This is a genomic window from Eubacterium sp. AF36-5BH, assembly GCF_003460505.1.
Classification (GTDB): Bacteria; Bacillota; Clostridia; order Lachnospirales; family Lachnospiraceae; genus Eubacterium_G.
The window spans coordinates 270954-295533 of the sequence record NZ_QTVG01000001.1 but is presented as its reverse complement, the minus strand read 5'-3'; the positions used below and the strand labels follow the sequence as shown (position 1 = coordinate 295533).

At 34.2% G+C, this 24580-nt stretch carries 23 protein-coding genes; 22 read left to right on the top strand and 1 reads right to left on the bottom strand.

Annotation, left to right across the window (positions count from 1 at the left end):
- Positions 1-53: 53 nt before the first annotated feature.
- From DW006_RS01290 to DW006_RS01190, 21 genes are all read left to right on the top strand, one after another.
- On the top strand, positions 54-1115 hold the full coding sequence (locus DW006_RS01290; protein WP_243002551.1) for a metal ABC transporter substrate-binding protein: 1062 nt from the start codon (positions 54-56) through the stop codon (positions 1113-1115).
- A gap of 105 nt (positions 1116-1220) precedes the next feature.
- A complete protein-coding gene (locus tag DW006_RS01285) occupies positions 1221-1925 on the top strand; it encodes an ABC transporter ATP-binding protein (RefSeq protein WP_117998685.1) in 705 nt (234 codons plus the stop codon).
- Positions 1918-2727: a metal ABC transporter permease gene (locus tag DW006_RS01280; RefSeq protein ID WP_117998684.1), complete on the top strand. Its 810-nt coding sequence runs from the start codon at positions 1918-1920 to the stop codon at positions 2725-2727. The genes DW006_RS01285 and DW006_RS01280 overlap by 8 nt, the downstream gene beginning before the upstream one ends.
- 14 nt (positions 2728-2741) lie before the next feature.
- Positions 2742-5177, top strand: coding sequence for a DUF4125 family protein (locus tag DW006_RS01275; protein WP_117998683.1), 2436 nt, complete (start codon positions 2742-2744; stop codon positions 5175-5177).
- Positions 5178-5326: 149 nt separating this feature from the next.
- On the top strand, positions 5327-7318 hold the full coding sequence (locus DW006_RS01270) for a YgiQ family radical SAM protein (RefSeq protein ID WP_117998682.1): 1992 nt from the start codon (positions 5327-5329) through the stop codon (positions 7316-7318).
- A gap of 139 nt (positions 7319-7457) precedes the next feature.
- Positions 7458-7895 (top strand): GatB/YqeY domain-containing protein, encoded by a 438-nt coding sequence (locus tag DW006_RS01265; protein ID WP_117998681.1) that lies wholly within the window; start codon positions 7458-7460, stop codon positions 7893-7895.
- A 34-nt stretch (positions 7896-7929) separates the two neighbouring features.
- Entirely contained in the window at positions 7930-8478 is a 549-nt protein-coding gene (locus DW006_RS01260; protein WP_117998680.1) for a hypothetical protein, read from the top strand.
- A gap of 2 nt (positions 8479-8480) precedes the next feature.
- A complete protein-coding gene (locus DW006_RS01255) occupies positions 8481-9542 on the top strand; it encodes a leucine-rich repeat protein (RefSeq protein WP_117998679.1) in 1062 nt (353 codons plus the stop codon).
- Positions 9543-9770: 228 nt separating this feature from the next.
- Positions 9771-10361: a hypothetical protein gene (locus DW006_RS01250; protein WP_117998678.1), complete on the top strand. Its 591-nt coding sequence runs from the start codon at positions 9771-9773 to the stop codon at positions 10359-10361.
- 224 nt (positions 10362-10585) lie between these two features.
- Positions 10586-11461, top strand: a complete 876-nt coding sequence (locus DW006_RS01245; RefSeq protein WP_117998677.1) for a substrate-binding domain-containing protein — start codon at positions 10586-10588, stop codon at positions 11459-11461.
- 147 nt (positions 11462-11608) lie between these two features.
- Entirely contained in the window at positions 11609-12439 is an 831-nt protein-coding gene (gene pstC / locus DW006_RS01240; RefSeq protein WP_117998730.1) for a phosphate ABC transporter permease subunit PstC, read from the top strand.
- Positions 12439-13290, top strand: a complete 852-nt coding sequence (gene pstA / locus DW006_RS01235; protein WP_117998676.1) for a phosphate ABC transporter permease PstA — start codon at positions 12439-12441, stop codon at positions 13288-13290. Before pstC ends, pstA begins: the two co-directional genes overlap by 1 nt.
- Before the next feature lie 87 nt (positions 13291-13377).
- Positions 13378-14127 carry a phosphate ABC transporter ATP-binding protein PstB gene (gene pstB, locus DW006_RS01230; RefSeq protein WP_117998675.1) on the top strand — a complete coding sequence of 250 codons (750 nt, stop codon included), beginning with the start codon at positions 13378-13380 and terminating at the stop codon, positions 14125-14127.
- Positions 14128-14130: 3 nt separating this feature from the next.
- Positions 14131-14805 (top strand): phosphate signaling complex protein PhoU, encoded by a 675-nt coding sequence (phoU, locus tag DW006_RS01225; RefSeq protein WP_117998674.1) that lies wholly within the window; start codon positions 14131-14133, stop codon positions 14803-14805.
- Positions 14806-15169: 364 nt separating this feature from the next.
- On the top strand, positions 15170-16255 hold the full coding sequence (gene hydE / locus DW006_RS01220) for a [FeFe] hydrogenase H-cluster radical SAM maturase HydE (protein ID WP_117998673.1): 1086 nt from the start codon (positions 15170-15172) through the stop codon (positions 16253-16255).
- Positions 16256-16302: 47 nt separating this feature from the next.
- Complete coding sequence (hydG, locus tag DW006_RS01215; protein ID WP_347474991.1) at positions 16303-17751, top strand: [FeFe] hydrogenase H-cluster radical SAM maturase HydG; 1449 nt, start codon at positions 16303-16305, stop codon at positions 17749-17751.
- Positions 17752-17847: 96 nt separating this feature from the next.
- Complete coding sequence (gene hydF, locus DW006_RS01210; protein WP_117998671.1) at positions 17848-19143, top strand: [FeFe] hydrogenase H-cluster maturation GTPase HydF; 1296 nt, start codon at positions 17848-17850, stop codon at positions 19141-19143.
- A 353-nt stretch (positions 19144-19496) separates the two neighbouring features.
- Complete coding sequence (locus DW006_RS01205; protein ID WP_117998670.1) at positions 19497-20159, top strand: response regulator transcription factor; 663 nt, start codon at positions 19497-19499, stop codon at positions 20157-20159.
- A gap of 22 nt (positions 20160-20181) precedes the next feature.
- On the top strand, positions 20182-21942 hold the full coding sequence (locus DW006_RS01200; RefSeq protein ID WP_117998669.1) for a Na/Pi cotransporter family protein: 1761 nt from the start codon (positions 20182-20184) through the stop codon (positions 21940-21942).
- A gap of 33 nt (positions 21943-21975) precedes the next feature.
- Positions 21976-22257 carry a hypothetical protein gene (locus DW006_RS01195; protein ID WP_117998668.1) on the top strand — a complete coding sequence of 94 codons (282 nt, stop codon included), beginning with the start codon at positions 21976-21978 and terminating at the stop codon, positions 22255-22257.
- A 59-nt stretch (positions 22258-22316) separates the two neighbouring features.
- On the top strand, positions 22317-22787 hold the full coding sequence (locus DW006_RS01190) for a flavin reductase family protein (RefSeq protein ID WP_117998667.1): 471 nt from the start codon (positions 22317-22319) through the stop codon (positions 22785-22787).
- Between the two features lie 315 nt (positions 22788-23102).
- Here the strand turns inward: DW006_RS01190 and DW006_RS01185 are convergent, their stop codons facing one another.
- Positions 23103-23780, bottom strand: a complete 678-nt coding sequence (locus DW006_RS01185; RefSeq protein WP_117998666.1) for a TIGR00266 family protein — start codon at positions 23778-23780, stop codon at positions 23103-23105.
- Positions 23781-23911: 131 nt separating this feature from the next.
- Between DW006_RS01185 and DW006_RS01180 the strand changes: the two genes are divergently transcribed.
- On the top strand, positions 23912-24580 hold the full coding sequence (locus tag DW006_RS01180; RefSeq protein WP_117998665.1) for a peptidoglycan recognition family protein: 669 nt from the start codon (positions 23912-23914) through the stop codon (positions 24578-24580).

The following is a 24580-nucleotide window of genomic DNA, read 5'->3' as shown; positions in this document are numbered from 1 at the left end:
ATATACGAAGAATGGGGAAAACTAAATTGTATGAAAATCAAGAAGGAGCATATATGAAGTTAGTAAAAAAAATCGTGGACTTGGCTTTGATTTTTGTTTTGATGGTATCTATGGTTGGTTGCAACACCACAACTAATACTAAAGAAAACAAAAAGAATACCAAGTTAACAATAATGACTACATTGTTTCCGTATTATGACTTTGCAAGAGCCGTAATCGGAGATGTCAAAGATATAGATTTGGAACTTTTGGTTTCACCGGGGCAGGACGATCATTCTTTTGAACCTACGCCAAAAGATGTTGTGGCAATTAATAAGGCGGATTTGTTTATTTATAATGGTGGCTCAATAGAAAACTGGGTGGAAGAGGTGCTTAAATCTCTTGACAACAAGAATCAGACAGCGATGCGAATGATGGACTATATAGATGACCACAAGCTTTTAACAGAGGAAGAAAGTGAAGGAGTTTTTGCTGTAAATGAGCATGATCATGATGAACATTCTCATAGTGAAGAGGAGCATAACCACAGCGAAGATAACGAAGCTAATCATGATGAAGATGAACACAGCGAAGATGAACATAGCGAGGAATATGACGAGCATATTTGGACTTCACCTGTTCAGGCAGCTTTGCTCGTTCAGGCGATTTCTGATGAAATATGCAAGCTAGTGCCGGAGCATAAAGCTGAATTTCAGAATAATACGAAAGCTTACATTAAGAAGATTGAAAAAATAGATAAGGAATTTAGAGAAGTTGTTGCCGGTGCCAAGCATAAGGAAATAATTTTTGCAGATAAATTTCCACTGAAATATTTTGCCAAAGAATATGGTCTTAAATATTATGCAGCTTTTGCCGGCTGTAGTGGAGATACAGAACCTAGTGCCAAAACAGTAGCTTTTTTAATTGACAAGGTTAAGGCGGCAGATGTGAAAGGAATTTTTTATTTGGAACTAAGTAGTACTGCTATGGCAGATACTATTTGCGATGATACGGGAACTAAGAAATACCAGTTTAATTCATGCCACAATGTTACCTTTAATCAGTTTAAGAATGGCGTAACTTATGTAAGCTTAATGGAAGAAAATGTTAAGGTGCTTAAAAAAGCGTTGAATTAAGTAAAAATAAGCAGTTCAGGAAAACATTGAGTTAAGCAAATGTAAAGGTAGCAAAGAAACTATTGAATTAATTAACCTTTATTCATATCAAAATGGAGAGAAACAATGATTTTACAGTTTAAAGATGTAGTGTTAGGCTACGAAAACAAAACAGTGGCAAAGGACATTAATTTTGAAATAAAGAAAGGGGACTACCTATGTATTGTTGGTGAAAACGGTGCAGGAAAGAGTACCCTTGTAAAAACTTTACTAGGATTAATTAAGCCGTTGTTAGGAAAGATTACAATTAATTTGGACAAGAGTAAAAAAGGAATAGGATATTTACCACAGCAGACTGTAGCCCAAAAAGATTTCCCGGCAAGTGTTATGGAAGTTGTGTTGTCAGGCTTTTTAAATAGCGGGCATAAAAGTCCTTTTTATTCAAAGAAGGAAAAGGCAGAAGCGCTGTCTAACATGGACAAATTAGGAATCGCTCGTTTGAAAAAAAGATGCTACAGAGAATTGTCAGGTGGTCAGCAGCAAAGAGTATTGTTGGCAAGAGCATTGTGCGCAACAGACAATCTTTTAATATTGGATGAGCCGGTGACAGGTCTTGATCCAAGTGCGTCAATTGATTTGTACGATGAAATCAAGAAGTTGAACAATGAAGGAGTAACTATTATAATGGTTACTCATGACATAAAAAATGCCCTTAATTATGCATCACATATTTTGCATTTAGAACAGGGCAAGGAATTTTTTGGAACTGTCAAAGAATACAAAAAGTCAAAAATATCGGATTCTTTTTTAGGAGGTGGACAGAATGATTAGTGAAATGTTATCTTATGATTTTATTCAGAGAGCATTTTTAGGTGGCGTTTTAGTTTCATTATGTGCAGCTCTTTTGGGAGTTAGTCTGGTGTTGAAAAGATATTCAATGATTGGTGACGGCTTATCTCATGTATCTTTTGGAGCATTATCAATTGCCATTGCCTGTGGGATTGCACCACTTAAATTTGCTATTCCTGTAGTAATTGTTGCAGCATTTTTGCTCTTAAGATTAGCAGAAAACGGCAAAATGAGAAGTGATGCGGCGATTGCCATGGTATCGGCTTCGTCACTTGCAATTGGTGTAATCGTAACATCACTTACAACAGGATTAAGCACAGATATTTACAGTTATATGTTTGGTAGCATTTTAGCAATGTCAAAAGATGATGTTGTAGTAAGCGGCTTATTATCAGTAATCGTAATAATAATGTTTGTGGCATGCTATCACAAGATTTTTGCTGTAACCTTTGACGAAAACTTTTCAAAAGCCACAGGTGTAAAAGTTGGAATGTATAATACATTGATTTCTATATTCACAGCTATTACTATAGTAGTAGGAATTAAAATGATGGGGGCAATGCTTATATCAAGTTTAATTGTATTTCCATCATTAACATCAATGAGAATTTTTAAAAGTTTTAAATCAGTAACTATCTGTTCGGCAATTTTGTCAGTAGTGAATTTTACAATTGGACTTATATGTTCCTACGGATTTTCAATACCGGCAGGTGCAAGCGTTGTAGTTGCTAATTTGATTATGTATATTATTTTTGCAATAGTTGCAAAAGTGAAAACAATGTAGTTGGAGGAAAACAAATGGATATTAATAGATTTCTTGAAGAACTTGACCGACTATTTGAAGAAAAAAATATAAATGATGTTGAGCCTTTTTTGCGCATAAGCATGGACAAGGCTACAGAAGAAGAAGACAAGTCAGCCCAGTTTACTATTTTAAATGAAATGATGGGATTTTATAGGGATACAAGTGAATATGACAAGTCCATAAAGGCGTGCCAGCAATGCATTGGTCTTATGAAAGAAATGAATATTGAGGGAACAGTGGATTATGCCACAGCTCTTCAAAATATTGCAAACGCTCATAGGGCAGCAGGTTTGCTTGAAGAGTCTCTTAATTATTACATGGAGACTTTCGCAATTTATGAAGAAAATATTGAGCCTGGAGATTATCGTTTCGCAAGTTTAAATAACAATATAGCACTGCTTTATCAGGAAATGGGAAACTACGAGAAGGCCGCCCAGCATTTGAAAAAGGCGTTAGCCATTATAGAAAAAATTCCAGGAGCAGAAATCGAAGTTGCCACAACATTGTCTAATCTTGGGGCTTCATTGCTTGAAATAGAAGAAATACAGGAAGCTGAAGAATGTTTAAATAAGGCGTTGGAGATTTTTAAGAAAGACACAGTTAAGAATTTTCATTATAGTGCCGCATTATCTGCAATGGCAGCAGTCAAATGTAAGAAGGAAGATTATGCCGGCGCAATTAAGTTGTATGAAGAAGCATTGCCTGAAATAGAAATAAATATGGGCCAGGGCAGTGCCTATGAAATAACAAAGGATAACCTTGAAAAAGCAAAAGAAGCTTACGAAAAACAGCAGGCAGAAAAAACAGAAAAGTTGCAGGAAAATCCTGAGGAAATAAAACAGGAAGAAATTAATGATAAAAAAGAAAAGATAGAGAAAGAAAATCTTTCAGGCCTGAAGCTGGCGAAAAAGTTTTATGAAGAAGTGGGAGCTAAAATGATACACGAAAAGTTCCCTGAATATGAGGATAAAATAGCAGTTGGTTTTGTTGGTGAAGGCTCAGAAAGATTCGGCTTTGATGACCAATATTCAATTGACCATGATTTTGGACCGGGCTTTTGTATGTGGGTTACAAAAACTGTTTATAGTGAAATTGGTGAGCAGTTACAGGAAGAATATGATAAGTTACCAACAACATATATGGGAATTACTAGAATTAACACTCTTATGGCACAGGGAAGAGTGGGCGTACAGTTAATCGGTGATTTCTATGAAAAGTACACAGGCTTTAGACAAAGCCCTGAAAAGGTAGAAGATTGGATTAACATAGACGATTATAAGCTTGCCACAGTAACAAACGGCGAAGTGTTTAGAGATGATTTAGGAATTTTTACAGATATAAGAAATCATTTTATGATACAACCTGAAAAAGCAAGACTTGTAAAACTTGCAAGAGAAATATCTGCAATGGCACAGACAGGTCAGGTAAATTATGGTAGGTCTATGGGACGAAAGGACTATGTAACTGCGACTTTGTGCATTGGACAGTTTATGGAGCATACAATGAAGTGCCTTTATATTCTTAATAAAAAGTATGCACCATACTACAAATGGCTCTTTAAGGGAATAGAAAAGTTGCCTATTTTACCGGAACTTGCAATAATGATTAATGATTTGGCAAGACTGCCGGATCAAAGGGAAATGTGGAATGAATATCAATACAACAATACTTCAGTAAATGAAAATGATCAGAAGGCTGTTGTAATTGAACAGATAGCAAGACTTATTATTAACGAACTGAAATCTCAGAAAATAATAGTAAGTGTTAATTCAAATTTCCTAAATGATTATGTTTCATTAATAATGGAAAAAGCAAATTACAACAGAGGAGAATTAATTGACGAAATAATTCATCTGGAATTTGAGGCTTTTGACAAAGTTCAAAATGTGGGTGGAAGAGCAGAATGTCAGAATAATTGGCCATATTTTTATTTGATGAGAAAAAGCCAGTATTTAACATGGACTGATGACATGCTTTTGTGTATTAGAGATTTGTGGCTGGAAAACAAGCAAAAAGGTTGGAACATGATTACCGAGAAATATGGCAGAATGATGGAAAGCACAAGCCCTGAAGAATACAAGGAGCTTGCTAAATACTTTCCTGAAAAGTCAGACAAAACAAGAGCCATAGTAGCCCAAATTGCTGAAATACAGGTTCAGTGGATGGAAGATTTTGCGAAAGAATATCCAAAACTTGCATCACAGGCAAGAAACATTACAAGTGAGACAGACTCTGTATATGACACAAGTTATGAAACATATTTAAAAGGAGAATTACTCACATATTCAGATACGCTACTTAAGATGTACGCTGAGTTTATAATTGACTTGTATAACAGAAATGAAAACCTTGCAAAATTAACCATAGAGAATACAGCTAAATTGCAAGGCTATGATAGTTTAAGAAAGGCTGAAGAAAGCCTTAAATAAATTTGAGTTTTTAAAGGAATTGAAACTGCAAACTGCATATGGTCAGGAGTGTTTTTTGTAATTGTTAATAGGATATTATAGAGAAATACTGAGGACAAAAATAACGAAAATCATGTCAGTTTATGGCATATAGATGAATGGAGAGTATTATGGGATTTTTACCGATTTCTAAAAAGGATATGAAGGAACAGGGTATAGAGCAACTGGATTTTGTATTTGTAATTGGAGACGCTTATGTAGACCATCCTTCTTTTGGACACGCAATAATCAGTCGTGTGTTACAGGCACATGGATATACAGTTGGTATTATTTCACAGCCTGACTGGAAAGATGACGATAGCATTAATATATTGGGAGAACCAAGACTAGCCTTTTTGGTAATGGGTGGAAACATGGACTCTATGGTAAACCATTACTATGTATCGAAGAAAAGAAGAGACAGTGATGCCTACACTCCGGGCGGTGTTATAGGAAAACGTCCTGACCATGCGGTTGTGGCATACTGCAATCTTATAAGACATACCCATAAGGAGACACCTATTATTATAGGTGGTATTGAAGCCAGCCTTAGAAGAATGGCTCATTATGATTATTGGAGCAACAGTTTTAAAAGGTCTATTTTACTGGATGCACAGGCAAATCTTATTTCATATGGTATGGGTGAAAAGTCAATTGTTGAAATAGCAGATGCATTAAATAGTGGCATGGATGTAAAAGACATAACTTATATTCCGGGAACAGTTTACAAGACAAAGGATTTGTCGCTGGCATATGATCCAATTGTACTGCCGGCTTATGAAGACATGAAAGCAGACAAGTTAAAGTATGCCGACAGCTTTAGAGTTCAAAGTGAAAACACAGATCCTTTTAACGGTAAAACATTAGTGGAACCATATCCTAACGGTATGTATGTGGTTCAGAATCCACCACAGATGCCATTAACAAAAATGGAAATGGATGATGTGTATGATTTACCATACGAAAGAACTTATCATCCATCTTATGAGAAAGACGGCGGAGTGCCGGCAATTGCGGAGATACAGTTTTCGTTAATTAGTTGTAGAGGCTGTTTTGGTGCCTGTAGTTTTTGCGCTCTTACGTTCCATCAGGGACGAATTATACAAACAAGAAGTCCTGAATCAATCATAAAAGAAGCAAAGAAAATTATAGAAATGCCTAATTTTAAAGGCTACATTCATGATGTAGGCGGTCCAACAGCCAACTTCTATCATCCTGCTTGTAAAAAGCAGTTAAAGCATGGTGTATGTAAACACAAGCAGTGCCTATGGCCAAAACCATGCGAAAATCTGGACACAGATCACAGCGAATACTTAAAACTTTTGCGTAAGCTTAGAGAACTGCCAAAGGTGAAGAAGGTGTTTGTCCGTTCAGGTATAAGATTTGACTATATTATGGCAGACAAGGATAAGAACAGTACATTCTTTAAGGAATTGGTTCAATATCATATTAGTGGACAGTTAAAGGTTGCACCGGAACACATTTCTGATAAGGTACTTTCATATATGGGAAAGCCTGAAAATTGTGTTTATGAAAGCTTTATAGATAAGTATTATAAATTAAACGAAAAAGCAGGAAAAAAACAGTTTGTTGTTCCATATTTAATGAGTTCACATCCAGGTTCTGATATGAAAGAGGCGGTAAAACTTGCAGAATATCTTAGAGATATTGGTTACAACCCGCAGCAGGTACAGGATTTTTATCCAACACCGTCCACAATGTCAACAGTAATGTACTACACAGGAGTTGACCCAAGAACAATGAAACCGGTATACACACCTAAGAATCCACATGAGAAGGCAATGCAAAGGGCATTAATGCAGTATAGAAATCCAGCCAATTATGAATTGGTAAAGGAAGCATTGCATATTGCAGGACGTGAAGACTTAATCGGCTTTGGACCTGAATGCCTGATAAAACCTAGACAGTTTAAGAAAGACAGGGAGCGCTATCAAAACTACAAAGGAAAAAACAATTCAGGCAAAAAAGATAACAAGAAGAGTTTCGGCAAGAATGGCTCTGTTAAAAATGGTTCGGGTAAGAATTCAGGAAAACATCCTGAAAGAAACCAAGGCAGAAATGCAAAAACAAAGAACTCAAAGAAGCAAAATAGAAAAAGATAATATAAAGTCTCGTAGCAGATGTGAAAACATTTGTTACGAGACTTTTTGTACATAAAAAACGTTCCACAAATGGACTTTTCTAACTAAATATAGTACACTTAAAGGTAGAAATTTTAAAATTATCAGGGAGGATTAGAAAATGGATATTAAGACATTACAAAAAGATATGATCGCAGCAATGAAGGCAAGAGATAAGGCAAGAAAAGAATCAATTTCAGCACTTATTCAGGCAGTAAAGAAAACAGCAATTGATGCAGGTTGTAGAGATGATATTCCTGAAGAAATGGTTAATAAAGTAATTTTAAAAGAATTAAAAACAGTTAGAGAACAGATAGATACATGTCCTGCTGACAGAACAGATTTAAAGGAAGAGTATCAGGCAAGATATGACGTATTTAACGAGTATGCACCAAAGCTAATGAGTGAGGCAGAGGTTGAAGCGGAACTAAAGGAAAAATACGCAGATGTTTTAGCAACTAAGAATAAAGGTCAGATTATGAAAACTGTTATGCCTGCATTTAAAGGACGTGCAGATGGAAAGGTTATTAATCAGTTAGTAGCAAAACTTTGCCAGTAATTAATTTTTCGGAGAAATAATTAGGCAGATACTTATGAAAAAAGCAATGATAAAAAAAGTAACAGCTTTTTTAATCGCAGGAACTATGCTAATTATAGTAGTACCAAGTCATAATAAAGTAACTGCAGAGGCGAAAGTTAATTCAATTAATTATGATTTCTTAAATAATGAACCGGGAATGGCTAGTGGAAAAATCACAGTATCCACAACCACTCCGGGAGATTATCAACTATATTGGGCTGATGACAAGGGCAAACCACAGGAAATAATAAAAATAAACAAAACAAAAATTACCAAAATTGGAAAGTCTAAAAAGATTTCCAAAAAGTCTAAAAAATATAAAACACAAATAAACTATAAAAAAATACCAAACGCTTATAAATATGAAATTCAGTATGGAAATGACAAAAAATTTAAAGCGACAAAAACAAAAAGAACAAAAAATACTAAATACACAATAAGTAAGTTGAAAAATAAGAAAACTTATTATATTCGTGTAAGAGCATATGGATATCAGTTTGGTGAAAGAGTATATGGTAAGTGGTCCATAACAAAGAAACTAAAGATCAAAAGGAAAAAATAAAAATGAGTGATAAAACAACAAGGATACCAAAAGAAGATATATTAGAATTGCTTAATGAACTGGAAAATGAAGAAAAAAATAATGAACCAATTCTTCATGAAAAAGAAAAAACTCCAAAGAAATCTAGAAAAAAAAATAATGATTCTAAGAAGCAACTCTCTTTTGAAGGAATTTCATTATTAAGGAATTCTAATAAGAAAAAGGAAAATAGTGACAGATTAAATATAAAAATAGGGGAAGCAGGCAGTGAAGAGCGAAGACGAAAAGATATGGACAATAGAAAGAAAAAAGTAAAACGTCAAAGAATAATAATCATTGACATAGTTATGTTAGTGATTATATTAGGAATGTTTTTGTTTGTTAAGTGCAGAAACAGAGATGCTTTTTCAGATAAAGGTGATTACAAAAACATATCTTTAAATGGTACATGGTACAAAGTTGATATTGATGACATGTATGTTGTGAAATTCACTGATGAAAATTTTCAGGAAGAAGATGTGTTCCATGAAAAATCAAACAAAGGAACCTATGAGGTTGGAAATCATGCAATGAAGATTAACAACAAAGTATATTCAATGAAATATGTTAATGAAAAATCAGACTATGAAGATATGCTGGATGAAAATGAAGGCAACTACGATTTAAAGAATTATTTTTATGTAATTGATAATCAGGGTAATAAAATTTATTACTTTAAGAAAGAGGATGATGCGGCAAATCAGTTGGATTATAATTATCAGACAAATGCTTATTATGAAAAGTCAGGTATGTTTGATGAAAACGGATTTGCAATTGATGAAGATGGCGTGCTTCTTGCATATAACGGTGATTTAAAAGAAGTAACAATTCCAAGTTCAGTAAAGGCAATTGGAGAAAATGCTTTTTCAGCAGATTTTAGCAGAGGCTTAAATACAGAAAAAGTCATTGTGCCGGCAAGTGTCAAAACTATTGAAACCGGAGCGTTCTCTTTTTCAAAAGTTAAAAACGTCGTGCTACAGGGCGGAAGCCAAAATGTAAAACAGGGAGCATACGACGAAAGTGAGATAACAGTGGAGAAAAATTAGAAAATAAACTGCCTTCCAAATGTGGAAGGCAGTTTATTTTTTTGCAAGGAAAAGAGCAAATTCAAAAGCTGACAGGTAGGTTGGAACTTAAAACTTAAATTATTAAGAGAATAAAAAATAATACGAATTGTTTCTTTATTATATTAGAAATAGTTTGACAAAACTAAACTTAAATTAGCTAATGAATGATGATAGAATAATGCATGTACAAAAATATGGGAGGCAGAGATGATGATGAAAAGAATTTTACGTCTAGTCTGTGGTGCTATTATTGTTTTAGTATTAGTAAACCTTATAACAGAGTTTAGTGTGAATGATACCTTGATAGGTGTTGTAAAAGATAATGTGATTTACAAGGAACAGGATTTGGAAACATATTTTAACTTAAGCACAACTAATGAAGAGAAGCAGACTTACACAAATACATATATTAATTGGAAAAATTATAAAATTGTGTTAATGGAATCAGTAATAGATAAGAACAAACATAAGGGATATTTAAAGTTTTCTGTGAGTAAAGAAAATACAAACATGAGAGAGATTTTCATTAATACACAGCCTAGTAATCAACAAACTTTTGGTGAGGAAAAGGATGGGTATGGAAGATTTTCATTTTTTGTTAATCCGAAAGTAAAGAAAGGTACAATATCAGAGTACTTTGGATTTATAAAAAATAAAAAGAAATTGTTTGTTTATTATAAGTATGAAATAGAAGGGGACAAAGTACAAAATCCTGGATATGTGTATCTGTGGGACAGGGACATTATTGGTGGAAGTTCTCACGAGGATAAGATAGCAGGTAAGTTTAAAATTAAATAAGGTAGTTAAATATAAATAAGTTCACATTGTGATGTATGGTTCTTTAGAGTCAGATAATGGTATCTGCAAAAGGAAAAATATCACAATGTGGACTTTTTTTGATTTTACATTGGTTTAACATTTCTAAGACTTTTGATTTTACATTAAAGAAATAGTATATAGGTGTGTTGGGGAGAACATCCACACAGAGTAAGTAATTATTAGAGAGAAGAAGGAGTAAAAAGATGAGAAAGAAAATTTTAGCAGTAGTAGCTGCAACAGTAATTACAACATTAGCATTTACAGGATGCGGAAAGTCAAATGAAAGTAAAAGTGGTTCAGATAAAGGAGTAACCGGAGAAATCAATGTTATCTCCAGAGAAGAAAATTCAGGAACTAGAGGAGCTTTTGTAGAGTTGATGGGAATCGTTGATGAAAATGATAACGACATTACAACACAGACAGCAGAAGTAACAAACTCAACATCAGTAATGCTTAGTACAGTAGCACAGAATGAAAAAGCAATCGGTTATGTTTCACTTGGTTCATTATCAACAGATGTTAAGGCTTTAAAGGTAGACGGAGTTGATGCAACAACAGAAAACATTAAGTCAGGTCAGTACAAAGTAGCAAGACCATTTAACTTAGCTTATCAGGATGGTAAATTAACAAAGCTTGATGAAGACTTTATTAAATACATAATGAGTGATGAAGGTCAGAAGATTGTAGATAAGGAAGGCTACATTAGTGTTGATTCAGAAGGTTCATACAAAGCAAGCAGGCTTAAAGGCAAAATTACTTTAGCAGGTTCAACATCAGTAGCACCACTTATGGATGTACTTAAAGATGAATACATTAAGATGAATCCGGATGTATCAATTGAAATTCAGGAATCAGGTTCATCAGCAGGTATCCAGTCAGCAATTGAAGGTGCAACAGAAATCGGAATGTCATCAAGAGAATTAAAAGATGAAGAAGTTTCTAAGTTAGTATCAAAGCAAATCGCAATGGACGGTATCGCAGTAATCATAAATAAAGCAAACAAATTAGATAACATCACAAGCGACCAGGTTAAGTCAATCTACACAGGTGAAACAACAACTTGGGATAAACTTAAATAGTAAATGAGCCGAAGATAAAATAAACTCCAGGATATTAATTAAAAGTTAGTATTCTGGATTATTTAAAAGTTAGATTAGTCAAAATCAATAGAATATATTGTTAATATTTTAAAGGAGAAAACTTTGAATAAAGCATCAGAAGTAATAATGAAGATAGTATTTTTGCTATGTGCATGTATTTCAATTGCAGCAGTAATTATGATTTGCGTGTTCATGTTTGCCAATGGTGTTCCTGCAATAAAGGAGATAGGTTTCTTTAAATTCATATTTGGTACAGAATGGAGACCGACTCAGGGAATTTTTGGAATTGGTCCTATGATTATAGGTAGTATCTATGTTACAGCAGGAGCAATGGTAGTAGGAGTTCCAATTGGCTTACTTACAGCAGTTTTTCTAGCAAAATATTGTCCTGAAAAAATTTATAAATTAGTAAAACCAATTATAAATCTTATGGCTGGGATCCCATCAATTATCTACGGATTCTTTGGTTTAGTAGTAATTATACCAGCCATTCAAGATATATTTGGCACCTCTGGCAAGGGGATTCTGGCAGCATCGCTTCTTCTTGGAATGATGATTCTTCCTACAATTATTAATACAGCAGAATCTTCAATTACTGCAGTGCCGGGGAGTTATTATGAAGGCGCTCTGGCACTAGGTGCTACAAAAGAAAGAAGTATTTTTAAGACTGTTATTCCGGCAGCAAAGTCTGGTGTAATGTCAGGAATTATCCTTGGCATGGGAAGAGCCATAGGTGAAACAATGGCGGTAGTTATGGTTGCAGGTAACCAGGCAATGATACCGGATAGTATTTTAAGTGGTACAAGAACATTAACATCTAACATTGTTTTGGAAATGGCTTATGCACCACAGGGAATTCATAGAAACGCATTAATAGCAACAGCAGTTGTGTTGTTTGTATTTATTTTGATAATAAATGTATGCTTTTCACTTATAAATAGAAGGGGGACTGAATAATGAATAATAATGATTTCAGAGAAAAATTAAGAAAATCAAAGTCCTACATAATGAAAGCATTGGTTTATTTGGCAACAGCAATTACTTTAGTATCCATGTTATACCTGATAATTTATATATTAATTAATGGTATACCATACATTAATGGAGACCTGTTTGCATGGAAATATAATTCCCAGAATGTGTCAATGACACCGGCAATAATAAATACAATAATTGTAGTTGCATTAACATTAGTTATAGCAGTGCCGGTAGGAATTGCAGCAGCAATTTACTTAGTAGAGTATGCAAAAAGAGGTTCTAAACTTGTAAAAGTAATTAGAGTAACTACAGAAACTTTGGCGGGAATTCCATCAATTGTTTTTGGTTTGTTTGGATTTTTATCATTTGTAATTGCTTTTAAATGGGGCTACTCAATGCTTGCAGGAATTTTAACTTTGGCAATGATGGTTCTTCCAACAATTATAAGAACAACAGAAGAATCACTAATAGCAGTACCTGATTTATTTAGAGAAGGAAGCTATGGATTAGGTGCCGGAAAATTAAGAACAATATTCTTAATTGTTTTGCCGTCAGCTGTACCGGGAATTTTGTCAGGTGTAATTTTGGCAATAGGTAGAATTGTAGGCGAAAGTGCAGCTTTAATATTTACTGCAGGTTCAATGGCAGCAGTGCCTGACAGTTTATTTGCATCAACAAGAACTTTGGCAGTTCACATGTATTGTTTATTGTCAGAAGGTTTGTACATAAATCAGGCTTATGCAACAGCAGTAATATTACTTTTAATAATTTTAATAATCAACGGATTATCACAAATTGCGGCTAAAAAAGTTAGCAAGGGAAAACAGTAGAAATTAAAGTGAAAAATAATACGTGAAACAGGTAACTTTAGTTTTATGCATGAAAAGTTACTTAGTATAATCTGGAAAGGAAAAAAAATGGGAAAATTTGATATAGAAAATATGGATCTCTATTACGGAGATTTCCATGCAATTAAAAATGTAAATTTAAGTGTTCCACCTAATGAAATTACAGCGTTTATCGGACCTTCAGGTTGTGGAAAATCTACAGTGCTTAAATCTTTAAACAGAATGAATGATTTAGTACCTGAATGTAAAATAACAGGTAACATTACATTAGATGGTGTGAATATTTACAAGGATATAGATGTAAATAAATTAAGAAAAAGAGTTGGTATGGTTTTCCAGAAACCAAATCTTTTTCCAATGAGTATTTACGAGAACATTGCTTATGGACCAAGAACTCATGGGATTCACTCAAAAGCAAAGCTTGATGAGATAGTTGAGAGAACCTTAAAGCAGGCTGCAATTTGGGATGAAACAAAGGATAAATTAAAGAAAAGTGCTTTGGCAATGTCAGGTGGTCAGCAGCAGAGACTTTGTATTGCAAGAGCTTTGGCAGTTAATCCGGAAGTAATATTAATGGATGAACCTACATCAGCCCTTGATCCTATTTCAACCTCAAAAATAGAAGACCTGGCAGTAGAGTTAAAGAAAGATTATACAGTAATTATGGTTACACATAATATGCAGCAGGCAGCAAGAATTTCTGACAAAACAGCATTTTTCCTTTTGGGAGAAATTATCGAATTCAGTGATACAGAGCAGATGTTCTCTATGCCTAAGGATAAGAGAACTGAGGATTATATTACAGGAAGGTTTGGTTAAAGTATGAGAAATAAATTTGATGAACAATTAGATTATCTAAATAAAGAAATGGTAGAAATGGGCAACCTTTGTGAAAAAGTAATCAGCGGAGCAATTGAAGTTACCATGTCAGATAAAGATGGAAAACTTGCCCATGAAGTTTTGGAAACTGATTCAGAAATTGACAGAAAAGAAAGAGAAATTGAAAATATCTGTATGAAACTTTTGCTTAGACAACAGCCGGTTGCAAGAGACTTAAGAGTAATATCATCAGCTCTTAAAATGATTTCCGACATGGAAAGAATAGGCGACCAGGCAGCAGATATAGTTGAATTATCTAAATATGTGGAAGGTAGCAAAATTAAAAACGAAATTCATTTAGATGAAATGTCCAAGGAAGTTATTAAAATGGTAACAGGTAGTGTTGACTCTTTTGTAAGCAAAGACCTTTATTTAGCAAGGACTGTGATAATATCTGACGATATTGTTGATAACTATTTTGATGATATTAAGAAAAAGTTAATAGCTTTAATAGCCAAAACAGATGGTGAAGGTGAAGAGTTTATTGACTTACTTATGATTGCAAAATACTTAGAAAGAATTGGCGACCATGCCACAAATATTGCCGAGTGGGTTGAATATTCAATTCTTGGAAAGCACGATGAAGAAATCGATAAAGATTTAGATGAGAATAAGTAGTAAATAGTATTTCTATTATAAGATTTTTATTATTCTAATGAATAGTAAATTTATTATTTAGATAAATAAGATTTATGAGTTAAACATTCAGATTCTATTTATAGGAAATACTATGTGATTAACACCATAACAATTATAGAAGACTTAAACAAATTAGTTTTTTAAAAACAGTTTGTTTAAGTTCTTTTTTTGTTTTAAAATATAATTCGGAATAAGAAGTAATAAATAAATGAAAATAATTAAAAGTAGAAAAAATTAAGATTAGTAAGAATTAAAATAATTGAAGATAGCAGGGATAAAGAAAAAATTAAAAGTATTAAAAATAAAAAACAATTGAGAATAGCAGGAATTAAAAGGAAAAATAATGGAGTGTAATAAGTTTAGTATTAGTAATGAAAAAATAAATATTAAGGCTAAAGAATTAATAGACAGACTGGCAGCAACACATAATTTGTCAGTTTCGGAATATAAGTTTCTAATAGAAAATCAAAATCAGGAGCTTGCAGATTATGCAGCAGGGCTTGCTGATAAGGTAAGACGTGAAATATATGGCAATGAAATTTATGTAAGAGGTTTAATTGAGATTGGTAATTATTGTACTAATGACTGTTATTACTGTGGAATAAGAAAGTCGAACAATAATTGTGACAGATACCAGCTTACAAAGAAACAGATTATGGAATGTTGTCAGGAAGGCTATGAACTGGGCTTTAGGACTTTTGTATTGCAAGGGGGCGAGGGCATTGTAAAGGTAGATGATGTGTGTCAGCTTGTGAAAGAAATAAAAGAAAAACACAGTGATGTAGCTGTAACTTTATCTTTAGGCGAATGCTCGAAAGAAGATTATTTGAAAATGTATGAGGCGGGTGTAGACAGATATTTGCTTCGCCACGAAACAGCTAATAGGGAACATTATGAAAAACTTCATCCCAAGGAAATGTCTTTTGATAACAGAATGGAATGTTTACAGAATTTAAAAAAAATTGGCTATCAGGTTGGTTGCGGCTTTATGGTTGGTTCCCCTTATCAAACGTCAGAATGTCTTGCAGAAGATTTGAAATTCATTGAAGAATTCAGCCCCCACATGTGTGGAATTGGTCCTTTTATTTCTCAGAAGGATACGGAGTTTAAAGACCAGCCATCAGGAACAATGGAACAGACGGTGTATTTATTATCACTTATCCGTTTGATAAAAAACAATATTTTATTGCCGGCAACAACGGCACTTGGCACAATTCATCCGTTAGGAAGAGAAATGGGAATTAAGGCAGGGGCTAATGTGGTAATGCCTAATTTGTCTCCGGTTTCTGAAAGAAAAAAATATGCCTTGTATGATAATAAAATTTGCACAGGGGACGAATCAGCGCAATGCAAACAATGTTTAAGTGGACGAATGGCGTCAATCGGGTATAAAATTGTTACTGACCCAGGAGACATGAAATCGCTTTAGTAAGAAGATTAATATACAGCATTTAAGAAAGAAGGTAGAAAATGGCTATTTATAACAAAGAGTCAATGATTGCAGATGAATTTATTAATCATCAGGAAATATTAGATACAATAAAGTATGCAGAAGAGAACAAGAGAAATGTGGAGTTAATTGACAGTATTTTAGAAAAGGCAAAGCCGGTTAAGTCTGCAGATGGAAAGCAGACTCACTGCAAAGGTCTTACACACCGAGAGGCATCGGTTTTGCTTGCTTGTGACATACCGGAAAAAAATAAGGAAATGTACAGGTTGGCAGAAGAAATTAAGCAGGCTTTTTATGGCAATAGAATTGTAATGTTTGCTCCACTTTATTTATCAAATTATTGTGTAAACGGATGTGTATATTGTCCTTATCACATGAAGAACAAACATATTTCAAGAATTAAACTTTCTCAGGAGGACATTAAGAGAGAGGTTATTGCACTTCAGGACATGGGACATAAACGTCTTGCCATTGAAGCAGGAGAAGACCCGGTAAATAATCCAATTGAGTATATTTTGGATTCAATCAAAACTATATATTCAGTGCATCACAAAAATGGAGATATACGTCGTGTTAATGTAAACATTGCGGCAACTACAGTTGAAAATTACAGAAAGTTAAAAGATGCAGGAATTGGAACTTATATTCTTTTTCAGGAAACATACAACAAAAAAAGTTATTTAGAACTTCATCCAACAGGGCCAAAGCATGACTACAATTATCACACAGAAGCTATGGATAGAGCAATGGAAGGTGGAATTGATGACGTTGGACTTGGCGTTTTGTTTGGACTTGAAGGCTATCAATATGAGTTCGCAGGACTGCTTATGCATGCAGAACATTTGGAGGCAGTGCATGGTGTAGGTCCGCATACAATCAGTGTTCCAAGAGTAAAAAAAGCCGATGACATTGATCCGGATGAATTTGATAACGGCTTGGAAGATGAAATATTTGAAAAAATTGCTGCATGTATTCGAATTGCAGTTCCATACACAGGCATGATAATTTCTACAAGAGAAAATCAGAAAGTTAGAGAAAAAATGTTATCTCTTGGAGTATCACAGATTAGTGGTGGCTCAAGAACTTCTGTTGGTGGATATTGCGAAGAGGAACGTCCACACGATTCAGAGCAGTTTGACGTTTCAGACCAGCGAACTTTGGACGAAGTAGTTAAATGGCTGATGGAAAAAGGTTTTATACCATCGTTTTGTACTGCCTGTTACAGAGAAGGCAGAACAGGAGACAGATTTATGTCACTTTGCAAAAACGGACAAATCTTAAACTGTTGTCATCCAAATGCATTAATGACATTAGCAGAATATCTTGTAGACTATGCATCAAAGGAAACAAAAGAAATAGGTTTCAAATTAATAGAAGATGAACTTAAAAAGATTCCAAACGAAAAGGTTCACAGCATAGCAGTAGAAAATATTAAGAATATCAAAGAGTCAAACAGACGAGACTTTAGATTTTAGTTTTTTAAATAGGAAAGTTAGTTTAACACAGACAGATTAAAAAGGCAGTCAAAAAACAGTAAGGCATCAAAAAAGACAGAGAGGTAGATAATTAATATGGGATTAAATGACAGACCGGCAAGTGAGAGAGTTCATATAGGATTTTTCGGGTTAAGGAATGCAGGAAAATCTAGCGTTGTAAACAGAGTGACAGGTCAGGAATTATCTTTGGTTTCAGACAACAAGGGAACTACAACAGATCCTGTGAAAAAAACAATGGAGCTTCTTCCAATTGGTCCTGTAGTAATTATTGACACACCGGGAATTGACGACGAAGGAGAACTTGGCAAAATGCGTGTTGAAAGGGCAAAAGATGTTTTAGGCGAAACGGACATTGCCGTTTTAGTTGTTGATGCAACATCCGGTTTAAAAGGAAAGGACAATGAGCTAATAGCTTCATTTAAAGAAAAAAGTATCCCATATATTATTGCCTATAACAAAAGCGATTTGATTGATGAAACAGACAAAGAAGTAATAAGAAACAGCCAGTTGAATGATGAATCCTTTAAGGACAGTAAAAAGAATAGCCAGCCGTTTAATGAAGCTTTTAATAATGGCGAAAGATGCAAAAATGGCACAGACGAATTGGCTAATGAAATATTCGTTAGTGCATTAACAGATAAGGGCATTTATGAATTAAAAGAATTAATTGGCAAAATCTCTAAAGCCACACTAAACAAAAACAAAAAAATTCTTGAAGGTTTAGTTGAGAAAGGCGACATGGTTGTTCTAGTTGTGCCAATTGATTCTGCAGCTCCAAAGGGAAGATTAATTTTACCACAACAGATGGTAATAAGAGAAATTCTTGATACACAAGCAATTTCAATTGTAACTCAGGTTGAGCAGTTGGAGGCAACATTGAATTCAATTAATCAAAAGCCTAAGCTTGTAATTACAGATTCTCAGGCATTCAATCAGGTTGCAAAAATTGTGCCTGAAAATATTTCCCTCACATCTTTTTCGATTTTGCTTGCCAGATACAAAGGCACATTGCAAGATGCTCTTGAAGGTGCAAGTATGCTTGAAAAATTGAAGGATGGTGACAAGGTTTTAATCTCAGAAGGTTGTACCCATCATAGACAATGTGACGACATAGGAACTGTTAAACTTCCTAATTGGATATTAAAGTACACCGGCAGGAAAATTGACTTTCAATTTACGTCAGGGGGCGAATTCCCCAAAGATTTGTTAAAATACAAATTGATAATTCATTGTGGAGGTTGCATGTTAAATGAAAAGACAATGCAATCAAGACTTGCTCAGGCAAAAGCTCAGGGTATCCCAATGACAAACTACGGAATCATTATTTCACATCTAAACGGCATACTTGAACGCTGCACAGAAATGCTGTAGTTAAATACTGTAGTAAATTGCTGTGTGATAAATTTAGAGTAGAAATAAATAATGTAAGCAAGATAAAAGAATATGCATTTTCAGAATGCAACTATCCAAACGCTATCTAACAAAATCTGCAATGTGTTAGAAACCGGTGTTGCTCAAGATAAAAATTAAATGGTGGTAGGGCATCCAAAACAAACTTAATCTTATCAAAAGGGATGCCCCAAAAGTAAATTCCCCCAAGAACAAATCTCCCACAAACAATTAAAACTCAGCGAATCTTTTACCCATATTTTACCCGAATTTTACTTTAGGATAACTTGAATATTACATTGTGAAATTATTATGAAGATGTAGGAGGGATAATCATGATTTATGTAGTAGAAGATGATACCAGTATTAGAGAGTTAATTGTATATACTCTAAACAGCATGAATCTGAAAACTGTAGGCTTTGAGAAACCATCTGACTTTTGGGATCAGTTAGATAGTGAAATACCTACATTGGTTATGCTGGACATAATGCTTCCTGAAGAAAATGGAATTGATATTCTAAAAAAATTAAGGAAAAGAGTAGATACAAAAGCATTACCTATAATAATGGTAACAGCAAAAACAAGTGAATATGACAGAATTGCAGGATTGGATAATGGTGCAGATGATTATATTCCAAAGCCATTTAGTATGCTTGAAATGGTGGCAAGAGTCAAAGCACTATTAAGACGTACTGAACATACTAAAAATCAGGAAGATTATTCTTTGGAACATTTGTATGTTTGTCCAGCCAAACATGTTGTAAAAGTTGATGGAGAAGATGTGACATTAACATTAAAGGAATTCGAAATGTTATGTATTCTTTTACAAAATCAGGGCATTGTTCTAACAAGAGACCAGCTATTAAATAAAGTATGGGGATACTCATTTGATGGCGAAAGCAGAACAGTAGATGTTCACATTAGAACTTTACGACAGAAATTAGGCGTAGCAGCAGAGGCAATTAAAACAATTCGAGGCGTGGGCTACAAGATTTAATATTATACGAGGAGGAACTGCAATGAGCATATTCAATGTTTTATCATTAATAGGGGGCTTAGCATTATTCCTATTTGGAATGAATGTTATGGGAGAAGCCCTAGAGAAAAGAGCAGGCAGTAGTTTAAAAGGAATACTGGAAAAATTAACAGCAAGTAGATTTAAAGGATTTTTGTTAGGCGCAGCAGTAACAGCGGTAATTCAAAGTTCTTCAGCAACAACAGTAATGGTTGTAGGCTTTGTAAATTCAGGCATTATGAATTTAAAACAGGCAATTGGAATCATAATGGGTGCCAATGTAGGAACAACAATTACATCATGGATACTTAGTTTAACAGGAATTCAAAGTTCAAATATTTTAGTAAGTTTATTAAAGCCATCATCTTTCACACCAATATTAGCCTTAATAGGAATTATTTTATTGATGAGAAAGAAAAGTGGAAAAAGTGTTGATACAGGAATGATTTTATTAGGTTTCGCAGTATTGATGTTTGGAATGGAAGCAATGTCAGACGCTGTGTCACCACTTAGAGACGTACCTGAATTTCAGCACATTTTAACAATGTTTAGCAACCCTATTTTAGGTGTTTTGGCAGGAGCATTTTTAACAGCAGTAATTCAAAGTTCATCAGCATCTGTAGGTATTTTACAGGCATTAGCTTCAACAGGCGTGGTTACTTATGGCAGTGCCATTCCAATTATTATGGGACAGAACATTGGCACATGTGTAACAGCAATTATTTCTTCATTTGGAGCAAACAAAAACGCAAAGAGAACAGCGGTAGTACATTTAACATTTAACATTATCGGTACAGCAGTATGGCTTACAGTATTCTGTGTTGTAAATGGAGTAGTACATTTATCATTTATAAATGACAGTGCAAGTTTAATGGGAATTGCAATTGTACATTCAGCATTCAATATTCTTTGCACAATAATCTTATTCCCATTTGCAAATCAGTTGGAAAAACTAGCACGCTTCATTATAAGAGATGCAAAAGTTGGAGATGCAGAAGAAGTTTTGGATACAAGACTTATGGCAACACCTTCAATTGCATTGGAACAGTGTAAGAAGGTTGTGAAATCCATGTTTGAAAAAACAGAGTTAGGAGTAGTTGAAGCCTGCAATATGTTTATCAATTATTCAGATAAGACAATGGAAGAAGTTGTTTCATTAGAAAAGAAAGTAGATAAGTACGAGGACCAGCTTGGAACATATTTAGTACAGATTAGTAAGCAGAATCTAAGCGAACAGGACAGTAGAGAAGTAAGCGAAATTCTCCATATAATTGGTGACGTGGAAAGAATTTCCGACCACTCAGTGGCTATTGCAAAGTCAGCCCAGGAGATTAGCGAGAAGAAGTTAAAGTTTTCTAATCAGGCAGAGGGGGAAATTACAGTTATGATTAAAGCTGTAAAAGAAATCCTTCAGGAATCAAAAAATGCTTTCTTAGAAGACGATGCAAATCTGGCAATGGATGTTGAGGCAATGGAACGTGTTATTGATAAATTGAAACATCAGTTGAAGAAGCGCCATGTTGACAGATTGAAAAAAGGCGAGTGTACAATCGAGCATGGCTTTGTGATGACAGACATTATAACTTCATTGGAAAGAATTTCCGACCACTGTTCTAACATAGCAAGTTGTGTGGAAGAAATCGGGCATGGAAGCTTGGACATTCACGCATACAATAGAGACATTCGTAGAGACGAAACTAATGAATTTAGAAGTATTTATGAAAAATACAAAGAGAAATATAGTTTGGAAAAAAGAATAATCTAGTTTGAATTTTAACTTACAAAAGAAGGTGAGAATATGCATGAAGTATATAAAAAAATTTGGAATGTGGCAGACAAAACAGATAGAGTTTTTCCATTTACAAACAGATCATGGTTCCTGTTTTACAGCACAGCATTGTGGGCAGTTATAGGGCTGATAGCAGGTGGTGTTATTTCGGGAATCCTCTGTTTGGTTAACAGTGGCATGAGCCTTGTTAAGTGGCAGATTGTTATTGCAGCCTATATTGCAATGATAATGGGTTTTGCAGGCGGCATAATGTATATTCTTAGGAATACAGAACCTAAAGATATAAAATAGTTCTCCACGTTAATAATTACATTTTTTTAGGACACAATACTAAAAATGGAGGACTTAACATGGAAAAAAATATTTTAAGAAAAATGTCTTATGGAATTTATATTGTGTCAACAGTGGACAGTGGGAGAGCGACAGGTTGTGCTGTAAATTCGGCAATGCAAATAAATGTATCGCCGGAAACAGTGGCAATTAGTATTAATAGAAAAAATTTCACACACCAGTGCATAGCAGAGTGTGGCTTGTTTGCAATAAATTTAATTGCAGAGGACTCAAATCCAATATTGATTGGTAGATTTGGATTCTGTTCAGGAAGAGATGCAAATAAATTTCAGGATGTGGATTTTAAAATTGTAAAAGAGATTCCTGTATTGACAGATACTTGTGGATACGCAGTTTGCAAAGTAATAAACAAATTTGAAACAGAAACCCATACAGTATTTTTAGGCGAAGTAATAGAAAGTAAAATGTTTGGGAACAACAGAATCCCGATGACATATAGTTACTATCAAAAGGTAGTAAAAGGTGTTTAAAATAATAAATTTTGAGAAATCATTCTTTAGAAAGAAAATGCGCTAAATATTATCAATGCATTTGAAATCTGAAGGATGATTTTTTTCTTCATGTAATAAAATAGGAAAATTTAACGTTATACATATATAACAACAATTAGGTAGAGAGAAAGGCAGGAAGAAAGTCCATACAAAATGGGGCAAGAGGGTAAACATTATACGTTTTGATTTGCTCTAATAAAATAAAGAAATGTTTTAAAAATTGAGTCTGTGAAATAATGTAGGTAAATAGAAATTATTTCACAGACTCACAGCTTTTACTTTTTAAATAAGTTATTACGTTGTTGAAGGAAGATATGGCATCAACGCACCTGCCATATTTGAAATAGGCATAGTCTGTAACCACACTCTACCAGGTCCTGTAACCACTGTATTAAATACGCCTTCGCCACTGAAAAATATATTCTTAACGCCGGGAACAGTTTTGACATCCATTTGGCATGTTCCTGACATGGCAGCTAAATGACCTGTATCAATGACAATCTGCTGTCCGGGTTGTAAATTGTATTCAATTACGTGACCGTCAAACTCTGCAAAAGCTATACCGTTGCCTGAAAGTTTTTGCATAATAAAACCTTCTCCACCAAATAGCCCTGAACCAAGTTTTTTTCTAAAATGCATTGAAAGTTCAACGCTGGCCTCAGATGCAAGAAAAGCAGATTTCTGCAAAATAATTTCATTTTCCGGTGAAATTTCGAAAGCTTTAATTGACCCTGGAAAACATGAAGCAATTGAAATCATGCCGTTTGTATGTTCAGCAGTATAAATATTTTGAAAAACTGTATCGCCTGATAAAGCTCTGCCAAACATTTTTCCAATGCCACCACCAGTTGTTTCCATTTTCATATTTGGTGACATCCATGCCATGCCACCACCTTCAGTAATAATTTTTTCACCCTCATCAAGCTCACAAATTACTACAGGTAAAGTATCACCTTTAATCGAGTATCTCATAAATTTTCTCCTTATAAATAAATAGTAGTCCTTATATCATTATGTTGATAAACAGTTACATATGCAGTATAACATACAATGGTGTATAATAGGTGCATAAGAAGTAATAAAATACAAAAGGAAAAACTAAAATGAAAACAAAAAGAAATAATAAAAGGATGACAGCAAAAGCCAGAAGAAGAAAACAGATAAGAAATAGAATTTTACTTGCAATATTAATTGTAGCTGTAATTATATTAGGGGCATTAGGGTGGCAGTACCTTGCTAATCAACGACAGATTTCTAATTTGAAAAATGCCAAGAAGCCGCACTGGATTAGTAAGCAGATAATTCCTGTAGACGGGGTTTCCAGAAACGGTGAGAAAATAATCAAAGTAAACGACATAGTAATACATTATGTTGGCAATCCGGGAAGCACTGCACAACAAAATAGGGATTTTTATGCAGGAAGTCAGTCAAATGTAAGTTCTCATTTTGTTGTGGGAATAGAGGGAGAAATTATTCAGTGCATTCCTTTAAATGAAATGTCTGCTGCAAGTAACTGGAGAAACAATGACACTATCTCAATAGAAACATGCCATCCTGATTCAACAGGTAAATTTACAAACAAAACTTACAAGTCTTTAGTTAGATTAGTGGCGTGGCTTGAGGATAAATGTGGTTTAACAGAGAAACATGTTATTAGGCATTATGATATTACAGGAAAAGAATGTCCAAGATATTTTGTGAAAAATAATGATGCATGGGAAACATTTAAGAAGAAAGTAAAGAAACAAAGATTGAAAATACAGGAGGAGTAA

Bases quoted from the DNA above. Each gene is read 5' to 3' on its own strand.
- pstC (WP_117998730.1), top strand. From the start codon at position 11,609: ATGAAGATAGTATTTTTGCTATGTGCATGTATTTCAATTGCAGCAGTA.
- phoU (WP_117998674.1), top strand. From the start codon at position 14,131: ATGAGAAATAAATTTGATGAACAATTAGATTATCTAAATAAAGAAATG.
- DW006_RS01200 (WP_117998669.1), top strand. From the start codon at position 20,182: ATGAGCATATTCAATGTTTTATCATTAATAGGGGGCTTAGCATTATTC.
- DW006_RS01250 (WP_117998678.1), top strand. From the start codon at position 9,771: ATGATGATGAAAAGAATTTTACGTCTAGTCTGTGGTGCTATTATTGTT.
- DW006_RS01180 (WP_117998665.1), top strand. From the start codon at position 23,912: ATGAAAACAAAAAGAAATAATAAAAGGATGACAGCAAAAGCCAGAAGA.
- DW006_RS01195 (WP_117998668.1), top strand. From the start codon at position 21,976: ATGCATGAAGTATATAAAAAAATTTGGAATGTGGCAGACAAAACAGAT.
- DW006_RS01280 (WP_117998684.1), top strand. From the start codon at position 1,918: ATGATTAGTGAAATGTTATCTTATGATTTTATTCAGAGAGCATTTTTA.
- DW006_RS01290 (WP_243002551.1), top strand. From the start codon at position 54: ATGAAGTTAGTAAAAAAAATCGTGGACTTGGCTTTGATTTTTGTTTTG.
- DW006_RS01185 (WP_117998666.1), bottom strand. From the start codon at position 23,780: ATGAGATACTCGATTAAAGGTGATACTTTACCTGTAGTAATTTGTGAG.
- hydF (WP_117998671.1), top strand. From the start codon at position 17,848: ATGGGATTAAATGACAGACCGGCAAGTGAGAGAGTTCATATAGGATTT.
- hydE (WP_117998673.1), top strand. From the start codon at position 15,170: ATGGAGTGTAATAAGTTTAGTATTAGTAATGAAAAAATAAATATTAAG.
- DW006_RS01245 (WP_117998677.1), top strand. From the start codon at position 10,586: ATGAGAAAGAAAATTTTAGCAGTAGTAGCTGCAACAGTAATTACAACA.
- DW006_RS01260 (WP_117998680.1), top strand. From the start codon at position 7,930: ATGAAAAAAGCAATGATAAAAAAAGTAACAGCTTTTTTAATCGCAGGA.
- DW006_RS01255 (WP_117998679.1), top strand. From the start codon at position 8,481: ATGAGTGATAAAACAACAAGGATACCAAAAGAAGATATATTAGAATTG.
- DW006_RS01270 (WP_117998682.1), top strand. From the start codon at position 5,327: ATGGGATTTTTACCGATTTCTAAAAAGGATATGAAGGAACAGGGTATA.
- DW006_RS01190 (WP_117998667.1), top strand. From the start codon at position 22,317: ATGGAAAAAAATATTTTAAGAAAAATGTCTTATGGAATTTATATTGTG.
- DW006_RS01275 (WP_117998683.1), top strand. From the start codon at position 2,742: ATGGATATTAATAGATTTCTTGAAGAACTTGACCGACTATTTGAAGAA.
- pstB (WP_117998675.1), top strand. From the start codon at position 13,378: ATGGGAAAATTTGATATAGAAAATATGGATCTCTATTACGGAGATTTC.
- pstA (WP_117998676.1), top strand. From the start codon at position 12,439: ATGAATAATAATGATTTCAGAGAAAAATTAAGAAAATCAAAGTCCTAC.
- DW006_RS01205 (WP_117998670.1), top strand. From the start codon at position 19,497: ATGATTTATGTAGTAGAAGATGATACCAGTATTAGAGAGTTAATTGTA.
- DW006_RS01265 (WP_117998681.1), top strand. From the start codon at position 7,458: ATGGATATTAAGACATTACAAAAAGATATGATCGCAGCAATGAAGGCA.
- DW006_RS01285 (WP_117998685.1), top strand. From the start codon at position 1,221: ATGATTTTACAGTTTAAAGATGTAGTGTTAGGCTACGAAAACAAAACA.